The organism is Fluviicola taffensis DSM 16823 (assembly GCF_943372375.1).
GTDB lineage: Bacteria > Bacteroidota > Bacteroidia > Flavobacteriales_D > Crocinitomicaceae > Fluviicola > Fluviicola taffensis_A.
In genome coordinates, this window is the sequence record NZ_CALRYJ010000004.1 from 81,480 (window position 1) to 101,451 (window position 19,972).

Consider the following 19,972-nt stretch of genomic DNA (forward strand, 5'->3'; position numbering starts at 1 on the left):
TGTAGTGTTATCAATTAGTTGGTAAAGCTACTTTAAATACATAACAACTTGTTAATCAACATGAATTGTGTTGGTGTAAATATAATATCGGGTGGACAGATTGTTTACCCGATTGTTTTTTGATTGCTTAAAACGACCAAAACTCCGGACTTAGATCCAAATACACCGGCAACTAATAAGCTTCCGGAAACAAATAAGCTGTCGGACCCAAGTACTTCCGACTTGAAAAAAGTGGATGTGGACCTGGGGGATGGAAACGCCAATAAACTAGATTCGAAAGTGGTTACGAAAACCGATCCGCCAAAAGATCCGCAAGTAGCAAACGGTGAAAAACCACCGAAATCACAAATTCTGGAGGATGATCCAAATCTAAAAGACAAAGATTTGGACAATTTCAAGAAGTACGAAGACGATGTAGATGCTTCGACCAAACAAAAAATGAAGAATGATGCCGATTCAGAAGTCCAAAAAGGGAAAAACCACGATAGTAAAGCGAAAGCTTTACTAATGGCAATGATAATAACTGAAGCAAATGATAAAATTGACACCCCCGTATCAGCTTTAATGCTAGAACTGTCACCGTTAAAAGCTCTTAAAGGCGTTAGAGGATTTGGAGACAAAAAGAACCCAAATGGAACTTTCAAAATTGTAATGTATGGAAGCGAATTAGATGTAAAAAAAATATATACAATTGATGATGGTCCAATTTATCGTGGTGGAGAAGAAATATTTATGTCTGATGTTGATATTCGTAACTCAGTAAATAAGCAAGGATTTATGAAAAAAAGAGGTATTTCATTAAATTTGAATAAAAAAGATTTTTGGGTACAAGAAAAAGGTGGTGCGTTCGAAGTGGATTATTCAACTTTACCTAAAGAACTTGAAATTATGCACACAAAAGGCACCCATTATGAAATAGTGCCTGTGGAAGCTGGTGTTATGAAAATGGAACGATATAAAGAATTAGTTAGTCAAATAAAAGTTATCAAATTTAATACAATACCATGAAGTACGAACTTATTTATACATTAGGTAGAGGAGTTGACGCAGAATGCAACATGAAAGGGGCAAGAGGCGATCTATTACTACGTAACATGAAAGGTGAATATTATGAATTAAATTATATCTCTATAGAAAGACTCACAAATAGTTTGGATGAAAATGATAGTTGTTTTTTTGATTCAAACTTAATAATTGTTTTGAATATGGATTTTGAAACAATACTAAAGTCAATAAAAAGCTTAATTAAACAATCTTTTATTGAATGGAATTGGCGACCGTTAACCATTGAACAAGTAGAAAATTTTTATTATCCCATAGAAAGTTGGGAAACCTATGAAATCACTAATGATTTATAATTAAGTTACTTAGATTAAATAAAACGGAGAATATCCCTATTAGAGAAACAAAAACCACTTCATAGCTGATACCATACCAAAACAGACAAAGTATCGGATGTTGCACCGAAGCAAGTGCTGAAAAATGCGGATCAAACCAAAGTGCCTTCTCAAACAACGGGAACCACCAGCAAGTTCGAGAAAAAAATGCCGGATAAAACAAAACAGGTAGATCTCGACAACACTACCACGACCAAAACTCCGGACTTAGATCCAAATACACCGGCAACGAATCAGTTACCGGAAACAAATAAGCTGCCGGAAGTCAATTCTTCCGACCTGAAAAAAGTGGATCCGAATCTGGGGGATGGAAACGCCAATAAACTAGATTCGAAGGTAGATACGAAAACCGATCCGCCAAAAGACCCGCAAGTAGCAAACGGTGAAAAACCACCGAAATCGGAAATCCTGGAGGATGATCCAAATCTGAAAGACAAAGATTTGGACAATTTGAAGAAGTATGAAGACGACGTGGATGCCTCTACCAAGAAAAAAATGGAGGAAAAAGCAGATGGCGACGTAGACAAAGGAAAGAATCACGATAGTAAGGCACAGGCTTTGATGATGGCGCGGGTGATTACAGAAGCAAATGATAAGATCGATACTCCAATTCCTGCATTGATGGCAGAACTGGCTCCTTTGAAAGCGATGAAAGGAGTAAAAGACTTTGAAGAAGAAAGGAAATGGAAAATTTGAGATATATTTAATTGCTAGTAAGATTAAAACAGGTGATTATGATATTGATCCCGGAGACCCAGTTACAAGAGATATGATTATCGATGGTAAGATTCCAGGAAAAAATGGTGTTCCTCTACCTAAGGCAAACCCATTTAGTGATTAATTTTAATACTTATGAAAGTATTTTTAAACGAAAAAATTATTGTTGAAATAATTGAAGAAATTCAATTACCAAACTTTCCAAGGCTATTCTTGGATACTAGACGTGTAGCCATTTCCAATGGAAATCGCTTTGGTTTTTCGGAAGAAAAGTCAAAGAGTATTGGAAGTATGGAAGCTTGGTTGGAATTTGAAGATTGTGATGAAATTGGATTCGATAAAGAGACAAATATGCTCAGATTTGTTTTTTTTAAATACCCGGAAAAAACAAGGTCTTTGACACTAAAAAAATTGTTAGATATTAAATCAATCAAAGCTTCGTTCAAAATTCTCCCATATGAAGGAGAGTTCATATTATTACCATTTACTTACAGGCATTATGATAGTGAACTTGGAAAACTATTCTCTTTTTCTGAAGATTTTTTAGTATCTGATAATATCATAGAAATAGAAATCAGCCCCGATTTTTCCTTTTATTTTCAGGATGAAAAATATAGTGGATGGTCCATAAAAAATCCGGAGATATATCTGTCAGATATAAATTGGGATTTTGTTGAGGAGCCAAGCGATCTAACTCTTAAAAAGAATTTTCAAGAAATCATGGATTTGACAACTGAAGATAATATAGAACTTATGGAAGAGGAAGATAATGGATTGTTGTTGAGATTGAATTCTCTCTATGAGAGTTCCTCCAAAAGCAATTCAAAAAGCTCTAAGATTTTGTCTACATGGATACTTGATCTGGCAGATGTTTTTTATGATAATGAAAAAAGAAAGTTTTTTGGCAATTTTTAGTAAACTCCAGTGCAACAAAATAAAATCATGAGAGATTTTAAAAAAGAACTATTTCAAAACTTTAAAAAAGGAAACGTCCATTTTCGTAACTATTTCCGGAATCTCGATCCAGACCAAGATGGAAATTATACTATTTTTGGTGTCTTTGGGGAATTACTTAGAGATATTTTAATTGGTGAAATTGATGATCACGAATTATTTTTAAAGCAATGTGCATTTATTGATTTAATAACATCGACGAAAGATGCCGAGTGGAATAATATTATGAAACTTGAAGTTTTCTCCATTTTAAACACAAAAGAATTAATAAAATTGCAACCATTTTTATCTGAAGAATCGAAGAAACTTCTTGAGGCTTATTTGTGATTGAATAAATTTGCAACTCAAAATGTACCCGTTAAATTGGACTAAGGCCGCTATTGCGCGGTCTTTTTCATTATAGCTCACTCCTAAAGAGATCGAAAAATTCTTTGGAAAACAATAATCACTTGATGTAAATACTGAAGCTCCTGTAAAGCCGTCAGATGTAAAGAAAGTCGATACAGATCTCCCTAATACGAACGTCAAGAAGTCGGACTCCGATCTTTCGGAAACCAATATCAAAAAGCTGTAAAAGGATATTGATCCACAGAAAACAGATATGATAAATCAGACCCACCAAAAGATCCGCAAGTGGCAAACGGGGAAAAACCACCGAAATCACAAATCCTGGAAGATGATCCAAATCTGAAAGACAAAGATTTGGACAATTTGAAGAAGTATGAAGATGACGTGGATGCTTCTACCAAGAAAAAAATGGAGGATGATGCTGATTCCGACGTAAAAAAAGGAAAAGACTCACCAAAGGATCTGCCGACCTTCAACCGAAATATGATTGAAGAACTCAGGGAAGGAGCTCACGACAGGTAACAAAATGAGAATCAAGATGATGTAAAACAAAAAGAGTGTGACCGCTTTCGCACTTCACACTCTTTACTGTTTTTGGGAGGGAGACGGGTCTCGAACCCGCGACCTCTGGTACCACAAACCAGCGCTCTAACCAACTGAGCTACAACCTCCGTATAGTGGCGCAAAAATAAGTATTTCTATTTAAATTCCTACACCGAAATGCATTTTTTTTTCAGGAATCAAGTAATCAAGAGATAATGAACTGATTCCGATTTATTTATCACAACTAAACATTGGTTGTTAATAACACTCATTCCCTCGCTCATATCCGCTACTTCGAATCCCTACATTTGTATTATGTGTGAAAAGAAACTTAAAATCAGTGTTTTTGGAGCAGGACATTTGGGCCGTATTCATATTCGATTGATTTTGGAATTAAGCGATTTGTATGAATTAATCGGTTTCTATGATCCTTCAGACGAATCTGCGGAAAAAACCACTTCCGAGTATCCGGTGAAAAGATGGGATGACATGCAGGCATTGATTGATGCTTCTGACTGTGTGGACGTCGTTGCTCCTACCCTTCACCATTATGACATCGCTTACAAGGCTCTCCGTTCCAGCAAAAATGTGTTTATCGAAAAACCACTTGCGGAAACAACGGAACAAGCCAAGATCCTATTGGATTTATCCCGGGAAGCCGGAGTTATTGTTCAGGTCGGACATGTGGAGCGATTCAACCCGGCTTTTCAGGCAGCGGAAGCCTTGATTGTGAAACCGATGTTCTTTGAAATTCATCGCCTGGCGCAATACAATCCCCGCGGAACAGATGTTTCTGTAATCCTGGACCTGATGATTCATGACCTGGATATTGTTCTGAGCTGTGTCAATTCCTCCATCCGGCGAATTTCTGCCAGTGGTGTCAGCGTTGTCAGCAAAACTCCGGACATTACTTCGGTTCGTATTGAGTTTGACAATGGGTGTGTTGCCAACCTCACGGCATCACGTATGTCTTTGAACAACATGCGAAAAACACGGATCTTCCAAAAAACAGGTTACCTCGTTATCGATTTCTTGAATCAGTCGGTCGATCAAATCATGATTACACCAAAAGACCAGGAAGCACCCGGATTTTTCAGTTTTGAACTCAATGACGATGTCAATTTTTCAGCCCTCAAACCTGAAATAAAAAAGACCAATGCCATCCAGGAGGAGCTTCGTTCCTTTTACAATTCCATCGTTCATAATCAGCCGGTTGTCGTCTCCATTGATGATGCGTATCGCGCACTGGATGTCGCTTATCAGATTATTGATAAATTGAAATCCGCACATCTCTCGGTTTTCGACAATAATTAACGTAAATTTGCGTTAGCTACGGATAGGCTTATCTATGAAATATTTATACATTTTCGTTTTACTTTCCTTTGGATTGTCGAGTTGCGTGAAAAACAACCCGTTACCTGTTTACCTTGAAATAAATAACTGGACACTTAATTCCAATCCAAATTCCGGTGTTCTTCCCAATACGGACCCTAAGATATTAACCCAAAATTTTTCTGATGTGTGGGTGTATATTGACGGGAAAATCATTGGAGTTTTTGAACTTCCTTGTAAAATTCCGGTCTTGGTTTCCGGTTCTTGTAAAGTAACCCTTTATCCGGCAATAAAAAACAACGGAATTTCGGCTACCAAAAAAATCTATCCTTTTGTGGAGCCTTTTGAAACGACTCTTGAGCTTACTTCGGGTGAAACCTATACCTTCAATCCAATTACCCGTTACTACTCCAATGCCCAGTTTTGGATCGAAGACTTTGATGAATCATCCGTGAAAATTGAAACAGATGTAAGTGTCTCGAATGCAACTTTGGCTGTTGAATCCAATTCATCCATCGGACCGTGGGATAATTATGGTCACATTGCTTTAACATCCTCTGATTCCTTGTGGGTCGGACTTACGAATACGGCATTGGTATTGCCAAAAAGTGGTGCGGAAGTCTATATGGAAGTCAACTATAGAAACACGAATTCGGTTCTTACCGGATTGATCTCCTACGCTTCAGGTTTATCAACCGATCATCCGAATGTTTCAATGAATGCGCAAACGTCGGATGTAAAATGGAAAAAAATCTACATCGATTTGAAGGATATTGTTTCAAACACGGCGTCTGCAAATAATTACAAAGCCTATTTGAGAACACTTTTGGATTCTGGTCTAAGCTCCGGTGACGTCTACATTGACAATATCAAAATTGTACACTTTTAGAAGAATGGTGTAATGCAAAAATTGTTTAGAGCTCTACTTATTGGAAGTGATTTTTTAACGGCAGCATTCTCTTGGGCGTTATTCTATTATTATCGAAAAACGAATATCGAGCACGAAGAATTCTCATTTAATCAAACCTTCTATTATGGAATTCTTTTTATTCCATTGCTTTGGCTTTTGTTCTACACCCTTCAGGGAACCTATCAGGATGTCCGAAGATTGTATCGCTTAAAAATTCTCTCTTATACTGCTTTCGCTACTATTTTCGGATCCATTGTCCTATTTTTCGCCTTATTGATTGATGACGATGTAAATACCTACCTGAATTATTACCGTTCTCTTCTGACATTGACTCTCCTTCACTTCGGGTTTACGTTTTTCTCCAGGCTGGTTCTCACAAGTATCCTCGTTGGCAGGATACATTCCCGAAAAGATGGATTTAAAACACTCCTAATAGGTGGTTCTGAAAAAGCCGTTGCCATTTACCAGGAAATTGAAGGAATTGAGAAAGGAGGCGGAAATCAATTTGTAGGTTTTGTGAACCTGAATGGGATTGATAAACTATTGGAAAATAAGATGCCTTATTTAGGTCATGTGGACCAACTGGAAAAAATCATTTCAGAAAATAAGGTAGAAGAAATCATTATCGCACTTGAAAGTACCGAGCACGAACGTCTGAAAAACATTATTTCCAGAATCAATAGCGATCATATTGTCATCAAAGTACTTCCTGATATGTACGATATCTTATCCGGATCCGTCAAGTTGAACAATATCTTCGGAGCTCTCCTGATGGAGGTCAACGCCGAAGTGATGCCTTATTGGCAACGTGTTGCAAAAAGGGTGTTCGACATTGTCTTTTCCGTGCTTGCCATTATCCTTTTGATTCCCGTTTATATTTTCCTGACAATCGGTGTGAGATTATCGTCACCCGGACCAATTCTCTTTTTCCAGGAACGCATCGGTTTAAACGGAAAGCCTTTCAAAATCATTAAATTCCGCACCATGTACATTGACGCGGAAAAAGCAGGTCCTCAACTTTCGAGTACGGATGACCCGCGGATTACACCCATTGGTAAATTCATGCGGAAAGCACGTTTGGACGAATTCCTACAATTCTTCAATGTGTTGAAAGGCGACATGTCCTTGGTAGGTCCCAGACCTGAAAGACAATTCTTCATCGACCAGATAAAGGCACGGGAACCTCAATTTCTGGAATTAACGAAAGTGAGACCTGGAATTACTTCGTGGGGACAAGTAAAGTATGGCTATGCCGAAAACGTGGATCAAATGATCCAGCGGATGAAATTTGACCTGCTTTATCTCCGAAACAGATCCATTGCATTGGATCTGAAGATTCTTTTGCATACCGTGATGATTATTGTGAAGGCAAAAGGAAAATGATGAAAGTTGCAATCACAGGAGGAAACGGACATATTGGAAATGCGATTATTGAAGAATTGATTCGTAGCAATTACAGCATCAAGGCATTGGTTCATTCTAAAAGTAATTTCCTGGAAAGTCGGGCAATTGAAACCGTAAAAGGCTCATTACAAGATGAGGAATCCTTACTGGAATTAATGAAAGATTGTGACTACCTCATTCACTGTGCAGCCCTCATTTCAATCACCGGTGACCAAAATCAATTGGTGCAAAAAATCAATATCGAAGGATTGGAAAATGTACTGAAAGCGGCAAAGAAAAGTCAGTTGAAGCGCATTGTTCATTTATCTTCCGTCCATGCCTATGATCACCTTCCGATAAACGAACCGTTGAATGAAACACGCCAATTTGTTTCGGATACTGCTTATTCTTACGACAAAAGCAAACGGGATGGTCAATTGATTGCACGCAGGTATTTTGAAGAAGGATTACCTGTTATCGTTGTAAATCCGACATCTGTTTTCGGACCTCCAAACTACGCGAAATGCAAGCAGAATAACGCATTTATTGCCATGTCCAAAAGAAAGATTCCTTTTGTTTTCAAAGGCGGATACAACTGGGTCGATGTGCGAGATGTTGCAAACTCAATCTGCAATGCATTAACACAGGGGACATTGGGAGAATCCTATATCCTTGGCGGAAGTTATTACACCTTGAAAGAGCTGTCCGGAGTCGTGGCAAAAGTTTCCAATAAACGAATCCCCTGTTTCGAATTTCCCATCAGATTGGTCAAATCATTTCTTCCAATTATCGGACTTTATTACAAGATCAGGAAGCAAGACCCTTCCGTTACGCGGGAAAGTATCGCCATTCTCGAATTCGGAAATAAGCGGATCGACTCTGAAAAAGCAAAAAAAGAATTGGGTCATAATCCACGACCTGTTGATGAAACGATGAAAGATTTACTATCTTGGCATCACGAGAATCACTAATACCGACGCTATTTTTCAAATACATCGGTAGTACATCTCATAAACCGAATATCTATTTTCATTCGATAAACTATGACACAAGAAACATTCTATTACTTCTGCTATGCCTGGATCGGTGTGGGAATCATTGCGTTTTTAGGACTTCAATTCAAAGATGCTCCTTACGGAAAATTCACCACTTCCAAATGGGGACCCACCATGTCAAATCGCTGGGGATGGGTGATTATGGAAGCGTTTGTTCTAGTAGTACTTTATTCCTTCATTTTGACGAGTCCCAAGCAGCTTTCAGCTGTTGATTGGACGATTGTAGGTTTGTTTACTGCGCATTACGTGAATCGAAGTTTTATCTACCCTTTCCGCACACGCACAAAAGGAAAACAGATTCCCGTAAGCATTGTAGGAATGGCGATGTTCCATAATCTGGCAAACGGATTCCTGATCGGCTATTACCTCACGCATTTCTCTTCCTACACCAATGATTGGTTCACTTCCTGGCAATTCATTCTTGGGGTTTCCTTATTTGTAGTGGGAATGTTCACCAATATCTATTCTGACACGGTTTTAATCGGTTTAAGAAAGAATCCGACTGACGGATACAAAATTCCTTATGGAGGTCCATTCAAGCTGATTTCCGCGCCCAATTTAGGTGGTGAATTACTGGAGTGGATTGGATTTGCAATTCTTTGCTGGAACCTTCCTGCATGCTGTTTTGCATTCTTTACTTTCTGCAATTTATTTCCACGAGCGCTTGCAAACCACAAATGGTACAAAAAAACGTTCCCGGATTATCCGAAAGACCGAAAAGCGGTGATTCCTTTTATTTTTTAAATTTTCTCATAAACCGCGATCGCCTCGATGTGGCTGGTATGCGGAAATTGATCTACTAAAGACAATTTAGTGAGTTTGTAGCCCCCTTTTTCCAAGGTTTCCGTATCTCGTGCCTGAGTGGACGGATTACAGGAAATGTAAACCAGATGAGAAGCACCCAAAGCCATTACTTTCTGTAAGGTTTTCGGAGCAATTCCAGCTCTTGGCGGATCTAAAACAATGGTATCAATCCGATTCAAATATTCCGGGTGAAGGGAGAGGAATTTCCCCACGTCTGCAGCAAAGAAATGCAAGTACTCCAAATTATTTCGTTTCGCATTGCGCTTGGCATCTTCAATTGCTTCTTCCACAATGTCCACACCAATGATTTCCCCCGCATTTACGCGTTGTGCAACCAACTGTCCGATCGTTCCGGTTCCACAGAACAAATCCATGATTACTCCTCCATCTTTTGCGTGATCACAGACATAATCGATTGCTTTGGTGTACAAACGTTCCGCACTCTTCGGATTGGTCTGGAAGAAACTTTCCATGCTGATTTCAAATGAAAGACCCAGCATTTTCTCAACCACTACCGAATCGCCAAAAAGTAAGGTACTCGTACCATTTTCAATCTTCGCCCGATCTGCAATATTGTCGTTGATCGTATGCCAAATTCCAGCCAAACGATCCCCTAATTTCTCTTTTAGAAAATCTACGACTTGCTTCGTATCGAATTTTTTGATTCCTGCCGAACTTGTCACAATGTGCAAAAGGATCTTATCCTGATCAAATGATTTCCGAACGACAATATGCCGGAAAAATCCTTCTTTTTTTGGTGGATGCCAGGCAGGAAGTCCGAATGTTTTCAATAAATCTCTGAACTCCGGAAGAATAGTTTCCCATTGCTCATCAAACAAACCACTTGGCTTATTGAGGTTTTCCACTTTCCACCAAGTACCTCTGCGCTTGAATCCCAAAGCAAATGCATCGTCAATTTCTTCACCCGTTTCCGGAACATGCTCAATACAGGAGAAGCTATATTCCATTTTATTTCGATAAAAGAAAGCTTCAGGAGAAGAAATAAAGGTGTCAAACAAAGAGCTGGGATCTGAAATCCTCCCTATTTTACGGTAAACATCCAATGTGGACTTCTTCTTATATTCTTGTTGGATTTCAATGGGAACAAACAAATAAGGAGCTCCGGAAATCTCTTGAAACGGCAATTCTTTTTCCAAAGGAGAACGTTCCAAAACTTCCAGTAATTTGCACTCTGCATGGCGTTTTCTTTTCTTATCTACGCGTGCTCTTACAAATTGACCTGGAAAGGTGTTTTCAACGAATAAAATAAAATCTCCTCCTTCTTCCGATTTCATGCGGGCAATTCCTTGACCACCAAATGCAAAATCGTCGATTTTAATTTCAATAATTTGATTTCTATGTACCACTTTGATTGTTGTTCTTTTTCAGCCGCGCTTGTCCGCAGAGGCGGGGCTGACTGATTACAATTCCTGATTTACAATATCCTGAATTGATTTATTTTCTAAAATACGCAGTGTCTCGTTTCGAACATCGATAAACACCTTGTTCAATCCACATGTCTTTTCGTCCGTGCATTCATCACAACGCTGGTAGTAATTCAAACTGACACATGGAAGTAATGCAATCGGACCATTGAAGAGCCTGATGATTGTGGAGATCTGGATTTGAGCAGGAGTTTGTCTTAAAAAGTAACCTCCGCCCTTTCCCATCTTGGAATTCAGGATTCCCTGTTTCTTCAGGTCCAGTAAAATGGATTCCAAAAACTTTCTGGGAATGCGACTGTTTTCGGCAATTTCGAGAATCAAAGTTGGCTCATTAGCATCCTTCTTTGCCAGGTAGGTCAAAGCATGTAATGCATATTTTGTCTTCTTTGATAACATGAACCGTAGTCTATAAGCCTAATTTACAATTAAATTTGAAAAGACAATTGTTATATCAATCCTTTAATCACACCTTTATCAGAAGCTTCAATAAAAGATAAAATTTCTCTTCTGATCGGAGAATCCGGAATAGTATCTTTTACAATCTCCAAAGATTTTGTAACGTGACTGTTTTGTACAAAGATAATTCGATAGATATCCTCTATCTCACGCACTTGCTCATCCGTATAACCACGTCTTCTCAATCCGACAGAATTGATTCCTGCATAGGTAATCGGCTCTCGTGCACACTTCACATATGGAGGAACGTTTTTACGGATCAATGATCCACCTGCGACGAATGCATGCGCACCAATATGAATGAATTGTTGTGACCCGCAACGTCCTTCCAGGATGGCGTAATCACCTACTACGCAATGCCCCGATAAACCGGAATAACTCGCCATGATGACATTATTTCCAATCTGACAATCGTGAGCAACATGCACATAAGTCATCAACAAACAATCATTTCCGACAGTTGTCTTCCACATGTCTTTAGTCCCACGATGAATCGTTACACATTCCCTGATTACGGTTCTGTCACCGATTTCAACCGTAGTATATTCTCCCTCAAATTTCAAATCCTGAGGAATAACCGCAATAACAGCGCCCGGATAAATCTCACAATTATCTCCGATTCTAGCTCCTGGATAAATGGTCACATTCGGATGGATTTTTGTTCCCGCCCCAATGACAACATCATCGTAAATCGTACTGAATGCTTCTATAATTACCCCTTCTCCTAGTGTTGCATTTGGAGAGACATGTGCTAGTGGACTTATCATACTTCTGCTCTATCTTTAATGACTTGTGCAAGCATTTCAGCTTCCATTACGAGTTTCCCATTGACATATGCATTTCCATGCATGTGTACCAAACCTCGTCTAATAGGTGAAATTAAGGTTAATTCAAACACCAATGTATCTCCAGGGATAACTTTTTGCTTGAATTTCACATTGTCGATTTTCATGAAGTAGGTAGAATACAAATGGGGATCTTCCACTTTACTCAATGCAAAGATACCTCCACACTGCGCCGTTGCTTCAATTTGAAGGACACCTGGGAAAATCGGATTCCCCGGGAAATGACCTTGAAACATCGGTTCGTTCATGGTCACATTTTTTACACCTATAATTTTCTCATCGGTGATTTCCATGACCTTGTCAACCAACAAGAATGGATATCTATGAGGTAGCATGCGCTCAATATCGTTGATATTGTATAATGGTTCACGCTCCAAATCAAATGAACGGGTACCTTTTTCCTGTCTTTTAATTTCTTCTTTCAAGACTTTCGCAAAACGCGTATTTCCTGAATGTCCCGGACGAGCTGCCAAAACATGCCCTTTGATGAATTTACCAACCAAGGCTAAATCCCCAACGATATCCAATAACTTATGACGAGCCGGTTCATTTTCGAACTGCAATTTCAAGCTATTCAAAACACCGATTCCGTCGTAATTCACTTTCAACTTGTCTTTTCCTAGCAGTTTCGCCAAACGGTCCAACTCCTCTTCCTTCACATCATTTCGTTCAACCAAAACGATTGCATTATCCAAACTTCCTCCTTTGATCAGGTTATTTTGAGCCAAAAACTCCAATTCACCTAAAAAACAGAACGTTCTGCATGCAGCGATATCTTTTTCGAACTCACCCAAGTGATACATGCTTGCATGTTGTGTACCCAATGCAGGTGAATTGTAATCAACCATGACGGTTACGCGGTATTCCTTATCCGGAACAGCTAAAAACTCAATTCCTCTTTCAGCATCTTCCCACTTGATATTCTCTGTCAACTCCAGGTATTGGCGGTCTGCATTCTGCTCTTGCTTTCCAACGCGTTGTATTTCACGAACAAATAACAAAGAAGATCCGTCCATGATTGGAATCTCCGGCCCTGTAAGTGTAATCAATGCATTGTCCACTTCCATTCCGTACAATGCTGCCAAAACATGCTCTGTTGTGTATACTTTGGCACCATTTGATTCCAGTGTAGTTCCACGCTCGGTAGAAACCACTAAATCTGCATCAGCTTTAATAATCGGTTGACCTTCTACATCCAATCGTTGAAATTTATATCCATGATTTTCAGCAGCTGGATGAATTTCCATTACAACTTGTTCTCCGGTATGTAAACCAACGCCAGTGAATGTGATTTTTTCTTTAAGGGTGAATTGTTTTTCCGACATATTATTCTGCAGATTTTGAAAGTGTTTTTATTTTATCTTCTAATTCTGATAATTTCTTGATTATAATTGGAAGTCTTCTGAATCCGACAAACGATTTTTTATAATCATCCATTGGAATGGCCGGTGAGCCCATCAATACTTCCGCTTTTTTAATTGTATTAGGAATTCCGGATTGCGCCACAATTTTGGTTCCATCGGCAATGTGAAGATGCCCACTGATTCCGGCTTGACCTCCAATCAACACATGCTTGCCAATTTTCGCCGATCCGGCAACTCCTGCCTGAGCAGCAATGGCAGAATGATGTCCGACTTCCACGTTGTGAGCCAAGTGAACCAGGTTATCTATCTTAACGCCTTGACGAAGAATGGTTGAACCCATTGTTGCGCAATCAATCGTTGAGTTCGAACCGATTTCCACATCGTCTTCCAAAACGACATTTCCAATCTGCGGCACTTTTGAAAAAACACCTTTTTCATCAGGAGCAAAGCCGAAACCATCGCTACCGATTACTACACCGGCGTGTAATATACACCGATTGCCGATCTTAGTGTCCGCATAAATTTTCACTCCGGCATGAATCGTGCAATCGTCACCGATCACGACCCCATCACCAATGTATGCTTGCGGGTAGATTTTCGCATTCTTTCCAATCACCGTATTTTCTCCGATGTAGGCAAATGCACCCAAATACAATCCCTCACCCACTTTAGCCGATTCCGAAATAAAAGAAGGATTTTCGATTTTCGGTTGCTTCTGGCGCATCTGATTGTACACATCCAGTAATTTTGCAAAACAGGCATAAGCATCATCTACCTTCACCAAGGTTAAGGTTCCCGGAAGATCTTTCGCCGGGTTAAATGTCTTATTTACAATACAAATACTTGATTCTGTCGTGTAAATGTATTCCTCATATTTGGGATTCGACAGGAATGAAAGTGTACCTGTAGTTCCTTCTTCAATTTTAGCCAAACCCGAAACCGTAACATCTGAGTTACCAACGACTTCACCATTCAAGATAGTAGCTATTTGTAGCGCTGAAAATTCCATGGGACAAAATTAGTAAAAACCTTTAGGTTATGTGAGTGTTAAGGTATGATTTATTAACAGAACATTGTGATGTAATGCTTGAATCCGAAGCTAATTGCGCTCAAATTGATAAAACTCAATATGATCCTTAAACCAACTGGTTCTTGCGGACAAAGTATCCCCTTTTTCACGAGGCAAAACAACAAACTGCTCCGGCATCGGTTCCGCTTTCAAATTTGATTTTGAAAAGTCGATCAATCCCGATTTTTTCATCAGGTATTGGATATACTCCTCGTCCTTCACCCCAAGTTCGCTCATCTGTTTTGTCAACTCATCATTTTCTTTCAGATAAACGAAGCTTTTTACATTCGGGAAATGGATCATCCGTCCATATCCGGTAGTTGTACTTTTAAATTTCTGAATGGATCCTTTCGGCCAAACCGCTTCAGCAATAAAAGCATCTTCGGGGATTGAAAACCAAAGCGCTACATTTTTACCGTTTATTTCTTTTTCAATCATATAAACCTTCGTATCCCCTTGTTTCTTACTTGATCCGAAAGAAATCGATCCGTCATCCAAAAAAGACACAATCATTGAATCCGTCAGATGATGCTTGTCAAAGATCCGTTGGTTATCTTCTGAAACGACAACTACTTTCCCCAAAAAGGTGTTTTTAACCCTGTTTTCCGGCAACCAGGTACAACCTCTGTTTCTAAAAAAGAAAAAAACAAAGATGAGCCCAATCCCAAAACCTACTCCATACAAACGCAGGCGTCTCCAAAAATTCTTCATGTAAACGAGTTGTAAATTTCAAAAAAAAGGTCCGACTAGCGGACCTTCATTTTATTGAATTTTTAATTAAATCAGTGCATCCAACTTAGCTGTCAACTGTCCTTTCGGAACAGCTCCAACTGATTTGTCAGCAATTTCTCCACCTTTGACAAAAATGATTGTCGGGATGTTACGAATTCCAAATTGAGCAGAAACCCCTGGGTTTAAGTCAACATTCACTTTACCTATGATTGCTTTACCGTCGTATTCATTTGCCATTTCCTCAACGATAGGACCTATTAGTCTACATGGACCACACCATTCTGCCCAAAAGTCTACCATTACCGGTTTGTCTGATTTCAATACAAGCTCTTCAAAGTTTGCATCTGTGATTTCTAATGCCATAATTGTTTCAATTTAATGTGACTTCTTTCGTCGGTCTAAAGTTACTATTTGTTTTTTGTTTGCAAAAGCTTTGCCAATACAAATTACACTGTCAGATTGTCATGCTGAACAACCATTTTCTTCATTGTTTTTTGATTATCCGTCTCCAGACAATAAAAATAGGTTCCGTTCTCCAAATCATTCGAATCAAACCGGACGATGTGTCCGCCGGAAGAAAATGCTTTATCCTGAAGCACCTTGATCGCTTCCATTTTTGCATTCAAAATTGAAAACACAACCTGCTTCTCCTGTTCGATTGTAAAATAAAATTCCAACTCACCACTTTGCTCCTTACTTTCCAGGTCAAATAACAAAGCATAATCTTCTTTCTTCAAAGCTCCTTTGGAAAAACGCTTGATCACAGCCTTGTAAGCGATGTACAACATCATGATTGCTGCTAATACAATCAATGTCCCTAACAACTTACTTTCCCAGGAACGAATTCCCTTTACGAAGTTTACACGGAATAAGATCAATAACGTGATTGTGAGACTGAGACCAACCAAGGTCAATACGGTTCTTTTTTTCATAGTTACAGGGAAATGATTCCCGGGATTATTTGTGCTTTTTCGTAAACTGCAATAATTGAATCCACATCCAACATCATTTCTTTCACACTCACGCTGACAAATTTGCCATTACTCGACTCATGGAACTGAATCTGCGCCGTCTCGTCAAACAAAGCGGTTGTCTGAGCTAACGATTGAGGAGTGTTCGGTACAATAAACTTGAAAAAATAGACATTCGGCCATTCTTCCAAACTCAATTGCTCTTTCAACTTATCAAAGGCTCCTTCACTCATGGTTTTAAATATTTCGGCAACAAAGATAAGCGCTTTATAGCTAGTAAGAGGTCTTTTTCGAGTTCACCTTTATTCTTTTCCAAATCACGGAAGGTAATCCATCCATTTCGGGAGGCTTCCTTCAATCCGTTTTGAATCAACATCGGATCCGGCTCAACACCAAATACCGGTTCTTCATCCATCCAATCCAAAGCTTGAAACTGACTTGAGAACGCGATTTCCATCTTCAATCCCTCTTCCAGAATTGCAGACAATCCAAGTGGGCTTTGTGTTCGGGTAAAGAGCATCTTCCAGTGACTTTTGGCCTTCATGTAACCTTCCCATAAAACCAAAACCTCATCCGATTCAACCAAATTGTAATCAAATGAAAGATTCTCCTGGTTTTGAAAAAGCTGTCTGCTTTCTGCAATCCCAGCCAACTGATTCAGACGAACCAATTTCGATTTCAGAGTCAATCTCAACAAAGGCTTGGCAAGAATGGATTTTTTGAGTTCAAAAAGTTCCAATTCCAATGCGTCCTCCACCTCATCGAGATTATCAACGTGAAGAATGGCCAGAATCTCTTCTTGGGTCACTGCTCAGGCTCCTTTTGATTTTTACGCATGCGGATATTGAGAAACTCAACAAACAAAGCGTATACCATGGCGAAATAGATATATCCTTTCGGAATGTGTTGACCGAATGATTCGGCAATCAACAATACTCCGATTGTCACCAGGAAACCAAGCGCAATCATCTTGATTGTTGGTCGTGCATTGATAAAATCAGCAATCGGTTTCGCGAAAATCAACATGATGATCATGGAAATGATTACTGCCAGAACGATAATGATAAATGGATTGCCATGTGTTTCATGGCGAATGTCATTAGTCATACCAATTGCAGAAATCACGGAGTCGAAACTGAAAATAAAATCAATTGCCACGATTTGCAAAACAACTGCACCTAAACGGACTTTTTTCTGCTTCTTTCCTTCTTCGTGACTTCCTTTCACACTCGAGTGCATCTCCCCAACTGATTTGTAGATCAGGAAAAGTCCTCCGATCAACAGAACCAGTGAATGTGCTGTGAATTTGATATCGTAAACCGTAAACAAAGGTGTTTTATCCAAAGTCATGATATAGGACACCACACTCAGAAGAAGCAGTCGGATGATCAATGCCAGACTCAAACCTAAAAGTCGGGCTTTGCGTTGATCTTGTTTCACTAACGAATCAGTGATGATCGAAATGAAAATGATGTTGTCAATTCCTAATACGATTTCCAGTAGTGTTAAAACAACTAGATAAAAAATTCCAATGCCGGTAGTTAATATATGAAAATCCACTTCTCTTTTTTTGGGACAAATTTAGTGTCAATTAAACTATAAAAAATGGATTTGTGATATTTTTCATTTTTAACAGAATTATTCCTTTTTAAATTTTGTTTTAAAGAACTGATTTTCTTACATTAGCGATATTGAACCTTGCCCTATTAAGAGGCATTCAAACCAATCAGAGGGTCCAGCTGTCTTTTTCGTAGTAGTTTTTAGCAGTTTGGGCTCTCTTTGTTTTACCCTTCGACTTCGCTCAGGGTACTTTCAACAAATCTCTTTTTAGAAAAGATGACTGAGCGGAAAAGGTGACTAATGCTTACGCTAACCTTGATCCAGCATAAGCGCAGTAGAGTCAAAGTCACACTCTTTTCGCAAACGACTTAAAATACCCTTCCAAGACAGCACTATTCTGTTCATTCATGGTATTTATCTCCAGCAATTTCGGTTTACCATTTGTACTTTCAGCGAAGAATAATTCCAAATGTTTGTCCAAATCTGCTTGAGAAGAAGCATGAAAATATTCCAGCTGATAGGTCTTTGCAATGTCTTCTGTAGACAATTCCTGTTCTGCTACGAAGATTTTCTTCCACTGTTTTGTTGATTTCGGTCCTGGAATGATATTGAAAATATCACCTCCTCCATTATTGACCAAAACAATTCTCAAATTAGCCGGAAGGTGTTTACTCCACCACGCATTGGAATCATAGAAAAAGGATAAATCACCTGTTACTAAAATATGTGCTTCATTTGGAGAAGCAACAGCAGAACCTACAGATGTTGAACTACTTCCATCAATACCGCTTGTTCCTCGATTACACCAATAAGTCACCGTTTTGATCGGATCAAATAGCAAGGCATATCGAATTAAGGAACTATTTGAAATGTGCAGATTGCAATAATCCGGAATGACATCCATGACAAATTCCATTGCTTTCAAATCACTCCAGGGTTGAGCGGCACAGATTTGTTTTTGGTCGTCCGAACCGAACTGATCCACTTTTTTCCAGGCAAAACCAAAACGCGATTTATGTGGATTCTTCTCCACAAATTCCTGTATCAATTCCAATCCTTTCCATGCCGGAATTGCTGCTGTGAAACGCAAATTCTGATAGGTATCCATGAATGGGAAATCCACTCCGAAACGAATCACAGGTGCTTTTGACTGACGCAGGAACACTTTGATTTTCTTGGAAACAATCGCACCACCGATGGTAACAATACAATCCGGATGAAAGGCTTGTATTTCAGATTCAGGAATGAGATTCAAGGTTCGATCTATCGTAGAGACAAAATACGGACTATACATATTGGATGTATGTTCTACAAAAACAGCAATGGAACCATCCAGTGCCAAACGTTCCAATTGCTCTTGTAAGTCCGGATCTTTTTGATGTTGTCCGACAATGATGAGTCTTCTTTCAGAATTCCCCCATAAGATCTCCAGCTTACTTTTGCTGTTTTTGGATAAATTGGATTCTGTTTCAGCCAATTCTATCCAATTCTTGAGAATATGAATATCTGTTGTCGTTTCATATAATGGCTCCGAAAAAGGAATATTCAAATGAACCGGTCCTTTTCTGTTTCCAATGGCAGTTTGCAAAACTTCAGATAAATTGCGTTCGAAATGCCAACGCTGATTCTCCGAATGAATCTCATTCAATTGAGCACTTTTCAGAACTAGTTGGTCGAATACCCGCTCTTGACGAATGGTTTGTCCATCTCCCTGATCCACCCATTCCGAAGGTCTGTCGGCAGAAATAACGATCAAAGGTGTTTCCTGGTAAAATGCTTCCGCAATTGCCGGATAATAATTCAGAGGTGCTGATCCGGAGGTACAGGTAATGACAACCGGTTTCTTCAGTTTCTGGGCCATTCCATGTGCATAGAAAGCAGCTACCCGCTCATCGGGAACAACAAAAACCTGGAAGTGAGGATCTTCATCAAAAGCGATACTCAACGGAGCATTTCGAGATCCGGGAGAAATAACGACGTGCGTCACACCTACTTTTTTACAACCATCAACCAAGAGTTGCACTTCCAATTTTGCACTTGAAATCATGGTGTAAATTTAATTAAAAGTTGCCTTCGACTGCGCTCCG

24 protein-coding genes and 1 tRNA gene are annotated in these 19,972 nt (G+C 39.2%); 12 read left to right on the forward strand and 13 right to left on the reverse strand.

All coding sequences use genetic code 11. The annotated features are described in order from the left end of the window. Nucleotides 1-222 precede the first annotated feature (222 nt). The 7 genes from AAG807_RS07695 (at nucleotide 223) to AAG807_RS07725 (ending at nucleotide 3,938) form a co-directional block, all read left to right on the forward strand. The gene (locus AAG807_RS07695; protein ID WP_341902091.1) at nucleotides 223-1,008 is read left to right on the forward strand and encodes a hypothetical protein; all 786 of its coding nucleotides are present in this window, start codon (nucleotides 223-225) and stop codon (nucleotides 1,006-1,008) included. After that, nucleotides 1,005-1,358 (forward strand): hypothetical protein, encoded by a 354-nt coding sequence (locus AAG807_RS07700; RefSeq protein ID WP_341902092.1) that lies wholly within the window; start codon nucleotides 1,005-1,007, stop codon nucleotides 1,356-1,358. The genes AAG807_RS07695 and AAG807_RS07700 overlap by 4 nt, the downstream gene beginning before the upstream one ends. Nucleotides 1,359-1,472: 114 nt before the next feature. Beyond that, nucleotides 1,473-2,093, forward strand: a complete 621-nt coding sequence (locus AAG807_RS07705) for a hypothetical protein (RefSeq protein ID WP_341902093.1) — start codon at nucleotides 1,473-1,475, stop codon at nucleotides 2,091-2,093. After that, nucleotides 2,065-2,238, forward strand: a complete 174-nt coding sequence (locus AAG807_RS07710; RefSeq protein WP_341902094.1) for a hypothetical protein — start codon at nucleotides 2,065-2,067, stop codon at nucleotides 2,236-2,238. Before AAG807_RS07705 ends, AAG807_RS07710 begins: the two co-directional genes overlap by 29 nt. A gap of 11 nt (nucleotides 2,239-2,249) precedes the next feature. Then, nucleotides 2,250-3,029: a hypothetical protein gene (locus tag AAG807_RS07715; RefSeq protein ID WP_341902095.1), complete on the forward strand. Its 780-nt coding sequence runs from the start codon at nucleotides 2,250-2,252 to the stop codon at nucleotides 3,027-3,029. Between the two features lie 27 nt (nucleotides 3,030-3,056). Beyond that, nucleotides 3,057-3,395 (forward strand): hypothetical protein, encoded by a 339-nt coding sequence (locus tag AAG807_RS07720; protein WP_341902096.1) that lies wholly within the window; start codon nucleotides 3,057-3,059, stop codon nucleotides 3,393-3,395. Nucleotides 3,396-3,701: 306 nt separating this feature from the next. Beyond that, nucleotides 3,702-3,938: a hypothetical protein gene (locus tag AAG807_RS07725; protein ID WP_341902097.1), complete on the forward strand. Its 237-nt coding sequence runs from the start codon at nucleotides 3,702-3,704 to the stop codon at nucleotides 3,936-3,938. A gap of 74 nt (nucleotides 3,939-4,012) precedes the next feature. Here the strand turns inward: AAG807_RS07725 and AAG807_RS07730 are convergent. Then, nucleotides 4,013-4,088 (reverse strand) — tRNA-His (locus AAG807_RS07730). A 186-nt stretch (nucleotides 4,089-4,274) separates the two neighbouring features. Here AAG807_RS07730 and AAG807_RS07735 point away from each other — a divergent pair. The 5 genes from AAG807_RS07735 (at nucleotide 4,275) to AAG807_RS07755 (ending at nucleotide 9,383) form a co-directional block, all read left to right on the forward strand. Next, nucleotides 4,275-5,273, forward strand: coding sequence for a Gfo/Idh/MocA family oxidoreductase (locus AAG807_RS07735; RefSeq protein ID WP_341902099.1), 999 nt, complete (start codon nucleotides 4,275-4,277; stop codon nucleotides 5,271-5,273). Between the two features lie 34 nt (nucleotides 5,274-5,307). Then, on the forward strand, nucleotides 5,308-6,180 hold the full coding sequence (locus tag AAG807_RS07740; protein ID WP_341902100.1) for a hypothetical protein: 873 nt from the start codon (nucleotides 5,308-5,310) through the stop codon (nucleotides 6,178-6,180). A gap of 12 nt (nucleotides 6,181-6,192) precedes the next feature. Next, on the forward strand, nucleotides 6,193-7,584 hold the full coding sequence (locus AAG807_RS07745; RefSeq protein WP_341902101.1) for a sugar transferase: 1,392 nt from the start codon (nucleotides 6,193-6,195) through the stop codon (nucleotides 7,582-7,584). Then, on the forward strand, nucleotides 7,584-8,555 hold the full coding sequence (locus AAG807_RS07750; RefSeq protein ID WP_341902103.1) for an NAD-dependent epimerase/dehydratase family protein: 972 nt from the start codon (nucleotides 7,584-7,586) through the stop codon (nucleotides 8,553-8,555). The genes AAG807_RS07745 and AAG807_RS07750 overlap by 1 nt, the downstream gene beginning before the upstream one ends. Before the next feature lie 72 nt (nucleotides 8,556-8,627). Beyond that, on the forward strand, nucleotides 8,628-9,383 hold the full coding sequence (locus AAG807_RS07755; RefSeq protein WP_341902105.1) for a DUF1295 domain-containing protein: 756 nt from the start codon (nucleotides 8,628-8,630) through the stop codon (nucleotides 9,381-9,383). Here the strand turns inward: AAG807_RS07755 and rlmD are convergent. From rlmD to menD, 12 genes are all read right to left on the reverse strand, one after another. Beyond that, nucleotides 9,380-10,810, reverse strand: a complete 1,431-nt coding sequence (rlmD, locus tag AAG807_RS07760) for a 23S rRNA (uracil(1939)-C(5))-methyltransferase RlmD (protein ID WP_341902106.1) — start codon at nucleotides 10,808-10,810, stop codon at nucleotides 9,380-9,382. The two genes, AAG807_RS07755 and rlmD, sit on opposite strands and share 4 nt — an antisense overlap. Before the next feature lie 54 nt (nucleotides 10,811-10,864). Then, on the reverse strand, nucleotides 10,865-11,284 hold the full coding sequence (locus tag AAG807_RS07765; protein ID WP_294859444.1) for an Rrf2 family transcriptional regulator: 420 nt from the start codon (nucleotides 11,282-11,284) through the stop codon (nucleotides 10,865-10,867). A gap of 50 nt (nucleotides 11,285-11,334) precedes the next feature. After that, a complete protein-coding gene (gene lpxA, locus AAG807_RS07770) occupies nucleotides 11,335-12,111 on the reverse strand; it encodes an acyl-ACP--UDP-N-acetylglucosamine O-acyltransferase (protein ID WP_341902107.1) in 777 nt (258 codons plus the stop codon). Beyond that, complete coding sequence (locus AAG807_RS07775) at nucleotides 12,108-13,514, reverse strand: bifunctional UDP-3-O-[3-hydroxymyristoyl] N-acetylglucosamine deacetylase/3-hydroxyacyl-ACP dehydratase (RefSeq protein ID WP_341902109.1); 1,407 nt, start codon at nucleotides 13,512-13,514, stop codon at nucleotides 12,108-12,110. The genes lpxA and AAG807_RS07775 overlap by 4 nt, the downstream gene beginning before the upstream one ends. Before the next feature lies 1 nt (nucleotide 13,515). Then, entirely contained in the window at nucleotides 13,516-14,562 is a 1,047-nt protein-coding gene (lpxD, locus tag AAG807_RS07780; protein ID WP_341902110.1) for a UDP-3-O-(3-hydroxymyristoyl)glucosamine N-acyltransferase, read from the reverse strand. A gap of 90 nt (nucleotides 14,563-14,652) precedes the next feature. Continuing rightward, on the reverse strand, nucleotides 14,653-15,333 hold the full coding sequence (locus tag AAG807_RS07785) for a hypothetical protein (protein ID WP_341902112.1): 681 nt from the start codon (nucleotides 15,331-15,333) through the stop codon (nucleotides 14,653-14,655). 66 nt (nucleotides 15,334-15,399) lie between these two features. Continuing rightward, complete coding sequence (trxA, locus tag AAG807_RS07790) at nucleotides 15,400-15,717, reverse strand: thioredoxin (protein WP_144332914.1); 318 nt, start codon at nucleotides 15,715-15,717, stop codon at nucleotides 15,400-15,402. An 83-nt stretch (nucleotides 15,718-15,800) separates the two neighbouring features. Further along, complete coding sequence (locus AAG807_RS07795; RefSeq protein ID WP_341902115.1) at nucleotides 15,801-16,286, reverse strand: hypothetical protein; 486 nt, start codon at nucleotides 16,284-16,286, stop codon at nucleotides 15,801-15,803. A gap of 2 nt (nucleotides 16,287-16,288) precedes the next feature. Continuing rightward, nucleotides 16,289-16,558, reverse strand: coding sequence for a DUF493 family protein (locus tag AAG807_RS07800; protein WP_341902116.1), 270 nt, complete (start codon nucleotides 16,556-16,558; stop codon nucleotides 16,289-16,291). Beyond that, nucleotides 16,555-17,133, reverse strand: coding sequence for a hypothetical protein (locus AAG807_RS07805; protein WP_341902118.1), 579 nt, complete (start codon nucleotides 17,131-17,133; stop codon nucleotides 16,555-16,557). The genes AAG807_RS07800 and AAG807_RS07805 overlap by 4 nt, the downstream gene beginning before the upstream one ends. Continuing rightward, nucleotides 17,130-17,885 carry a TerC family protein gene (locus AAG807_RS07810; RefSeq protein WP_341902119.1) on the reverse strand — a complete coding sequence of 252 codons (756 nt, stop codon included), beginning with the start codon at nucleotides 17,883-17,885 and terminating at the stop codon, nucleotides 17,130-17,132. Before AAG807_RS07810 ends, AAG807_RS07805 begins: the two co-directional genes overlap by 4 nt. Nucleotides 17,886-18,231: 346 nt before the next feature. Then, entirely contained in the window at nucleotides 18,232-19,932 is a 1,701-nt protein-coding gene (menD, locus tag AAG807_RS07815; RefSeq protein WP_341902120.1) for a 2-succinyl-5-enolpyruvyl-6-hydroxy-3-cyclohexene-1-carboxylic-acid synthase, read from the reverse strand. Nucleotides 19,933-19,972 lie beyond the last annotated feature (40 nt).

What these genes read in the sequence shown, in the direction of transcription:
- menD (WP_341902120.1), bottom strand. Translation starts at nt 19,932, where the DNA reads ATGATTTCAAGTGCAAAATTGGAAGTGCAACTCTTGGTTGATGGTTGT.
- AAG807_RS07745 (WP_341902101.1), top strand. Translation starts at nt 6,193, where the DNA reads ATGCAAAAATTGTTTAGAGCTCTACTTATTGGAAGTGATTTTTTAACG.
- AAG807_RS07735 (WP_341902099.1), top strand. Translation starts at nt 4,275, where the DNA reads ATGTGTGAAAAGAAACTTAAAATCAGTGTTTTTGGAGCAGGACATTTG.
- AAG807_RS07700 (WP_341902092.1), top strand. Translation starts at nt 1,005, where the DNA reads ATGAAGTACGAACTTATTTATACATTAGGTAGAGGAGTTGACGCAGAA.
- trxA (WP_144332914.1), bottom strand. Translation starts at nt 15,717, where the DNA reads ATGGCATTAGAAATCACAGATGCAAACTTTGAAGAGCTTGTATTGAAA.
- AAG807_RS07785 (WP_341902112.1), bottom strand. Translation starts at nt 15,333, where the DNA reads ATGAAGAATTTTTGGAGACGCCTGCGTTTGTATGGAGTAGGTTTTGGG.
- AAG807_RS07740 (WP_341902100.1), top strand. Translation starts at nt 5,308, where the DNA reads ATGAAATATTTATACATTTTCGTTTTACTTTCCTTTGGATTGTCGAGT.
- AAG807_RS07720 (WP_341902096.1), top strand. Translation starts at nt 3,057, where the DNA reads ATGAGAGATTTTAAAAAAGAACTATTTCAAAACTTTAAAAAAGGAAAC.
- lpxA (WP_341902107.1), bottom strand. Translation starts at nt 12,111, where the DNA reads ATGATAAGTCCACTAGCACATGTCTCTCCAAATGCAACACTAGGAGAA.
- AAG807_RS07750 (WP_341902103.1), top strand. Translation starts at nt 7,584, where the DNA reads ATGAAAGTTGCAATCACAGGAGGAAACGGACATATTGGAAATGCGATT.
- AAG807_RS07800 (WP_341902116.1), bottom strand. Translation starts at nt 16,558, where the DNA reads ATGAGTGAAGGAGCCTTTGATAAGTTGAAAGAGCAATTGAGTTTGGAA.
- AAG807_RS07765 (WP_294859444.1), bottom strand. Translation starts at nt 11,284, where the DNA reads ATGTTATCAAAGAAGACAAAATATGCATTACATGCTTTGACCTACCTG.
- AAG807_RS07795 (WP_341902115.1), bottom strand. Translation starts at nt 16,286, where the DNA reads ATGAAAAAAAGAACCGTATTGACCTTGGTTGGTCTCAGTCTCACAATC.
- AAG807_RS07775 (WP_341902109.1), bottom strand. Translation starts at nt 13,514, where the DNA reads ATGTCGGAAAAACAATTCACCCTTAAAGAAAAAATCACATTCACTGGC.
- AAG807_RS07755 (WP_341902105.1), top strand. Translation starts at nt 8,628, where the DNA reads ATGACACAAGAAACATTCTATTACTTCTGCTATGCCTGGATCGGTGTG.
- AAG807_RS07715 (WP_341902095.1), top strand. Translation starts at nt 2,250, where the DNA reads ATGAAAGTATTTTTAAACGAAAAAATTATTGTTGAAATAATTGAAGAA.
- lpxD (WP_341902110.1), bottom strand. Translation starts at nt 14,562, where the DNA reads ATGGAATTTTCAGCGCTACAAATAGCTACTATCTTGAATGGTGAAGTC.